General features: G+C 41.5%; 1 protein-coding gene and 2 pseudogenes. All 3 read right to left on the minus strand.

Annotated elements, in window-relative coordinates; all coding sequences use genetic code 11:
• Positions 1-191, minus strand: a pseudogene (locus ACP45E_RS16810) (vitamin B12 ABC transporter permease BtuC); the annotation flags it as partial.
• Positions 192-330: 139 nt separating this feature from the next.
• Positions 331-1359 carry a succinylglutamate desuccinylase gene (locus ACP45E_RS16815; RefSeq protein WP_017037292.1) on the minus strand — a complete coding sequence of 343 codons (1029 nt, stop codon included), beginning with the start codon at positions 1357-1359 and terminating at the stop codon, positions 331-333.
• Between the two features lie 240 nt (positions 1360-1599).
• Positions 1600-1929 (minus strand): annotated as a pseudogene (locus ACP45E_RS16820) (M3 family oligoendopeptidase); the annotation flags it as partial.

Raw genomic sequence — 1929 nt, forward strand, 5'->3', positions numbered from 1 at the left:
GCTAACAATCTCGGAAGACGTAATTGATATAGTAATTGGTACTCTAGCGATGAAATCGGTTCAAAGGGAGAAATCGTCAGTTCGCCGACGAGCAAATACACCGCACTGCTGACGAGTAATAGTGTAAAAAGAAGAAAAGAATAGCGCATCCAACGTCGATGCTTTTTTTGGAGAAGCTGATTAAAATCCATGTTCTTGTCAAACAACAATGTTTGAAGACCTGTGAAAAAATAATGGCCTAACCTTAACGTTAAGCCATTAAAATAGAAAGCAGTAACCGTACTTAATCAAAAGACACCCCGTTAAAAGGTACTTAATTGAAAAATGCGATTAGTCGTAAACCGCTTGCTCATTGTCGTAACGTATGGAAACTTCGCAAACCATCAATGCCGCACGTTGACCTATGACGACGTAGCGATTAGGAAAAACAATGGCTTCATCTTCATTTTTTGCCATCAAGGGTTTTTCACCGTCATAACCGAACACTTCACCGTGTTTAAAGCTCGTAAAGTTTTCTACGTCATCATCGAACAAAAAGTTAAACTCATTGTGCATTCTGACCAGTGTTCGACTAACACGATACATCACTGGTTTTCTAGGGAGATGTTCCGGTTCGCTTCTCGCGACCAAATCACGCAATGCCAGATCGAAAGCCACAAGCTTCTCTAAATCATTTTCGCCAATTCGTGCCACCTGACCAAGCTCAATCGTCAAGGCCTGAGCTGAAAAGTTTTCAGCACTAAACCAACTGAACGTATTAGCTGGTGAATTGGAAAATAACACGGCTTCAATGTGTGCTTGTTCGACAAAATTGAGTAACGCACGGCCTCTCACCGGGTATCTCGTCTTAGGGCTCACAGCGAACGAATAGTGCTTAGACGTACGAATGGCACAATGGAGATCAAGGTGCCAACGCGTTTCTACTTTGGTGCCGCTGTAAAAACGAGTCACTGTACGCTTTAAATTATCAGCAATGGTGACTTCTCGACTCGGCTCGTGGTGTTTATCATCAAACAGTCGGTTTAAATTTTCTTCAATAAAACGCGTGTGCTGATTGGTCGCTTCAGGGTGAGCGATGATGAATAAACAACGTTCAGAGACGGTTTGAAAACCTGATAATACATCAGAAATAATTTTATCGATGATTTCCATTGGTGACGTTTCATCACCATGGATACCACACGAAATAATAATATTTTTTGTTTTGTCGTCGTAGTCAGCTGGTATCACTTCCAGCACGCCACGTTCATGCAGCTTTAGAGTCACTCCGGATGGCGCGGTAAGATCCGACGCTTCTACTTCTTGATTGATATCTAAGCTGTCTAAAAGAAATGATTGGCGAAAGATAGTTTTCGTCATGTGGTACTCCTTTATTTCACAGCGGTATGTTAATGAATTGAGTGCGCAATTTATGTTGAAAGGATCCCACTTATTAATAGTAATTCGAGTATAAATCGCAAAAACGGCATCGGAATGGGTTACTCGGTGCTTATTGGTGTTCGAAGTAACCCTAAAGAATCCTCAGCGATGGAAGAAATAACAATAACTTAGTACGACATTTATCGACAAGATTAATGGCATCCTATGAGTCATCTTCGGCTAGTTTTCATCGTTTCTTATCGCCAGTAACGCTTCGAATTCTTCCACTTTCTCATTGACCAGATCAATACTCTGTTGCCAAAATTCAGACCCCGTTAACGTCATGCCTAAGTGCTTTTCTACAACTTGTTCAGCGTTCATACTTCCTGTGTCACGCAACAATGACAAATAGTCTTGGTAGAAATGGGCCCCTTTGGCTTCCCTTTGAGCATAAACACCCTTACTAAACAAATAACCAAATAGGTATGGATAATTGTAAAAGCTAACGTCAGAGATACTAAAATGCAGCTTACTCGCCCAGAAGTACGGGTCTGAGATCGGAAGAGCGGT

It is taken from the genome of Vibrio genomosp. F10 str. 9ZD137, from assembly GCF_049974785.1.
Taxonomy (GTDB): Bacteria; Pseudomonadota; Gammaproteobacteria; order Enterobacterales; family Vibrionaceae; genus Vibrio.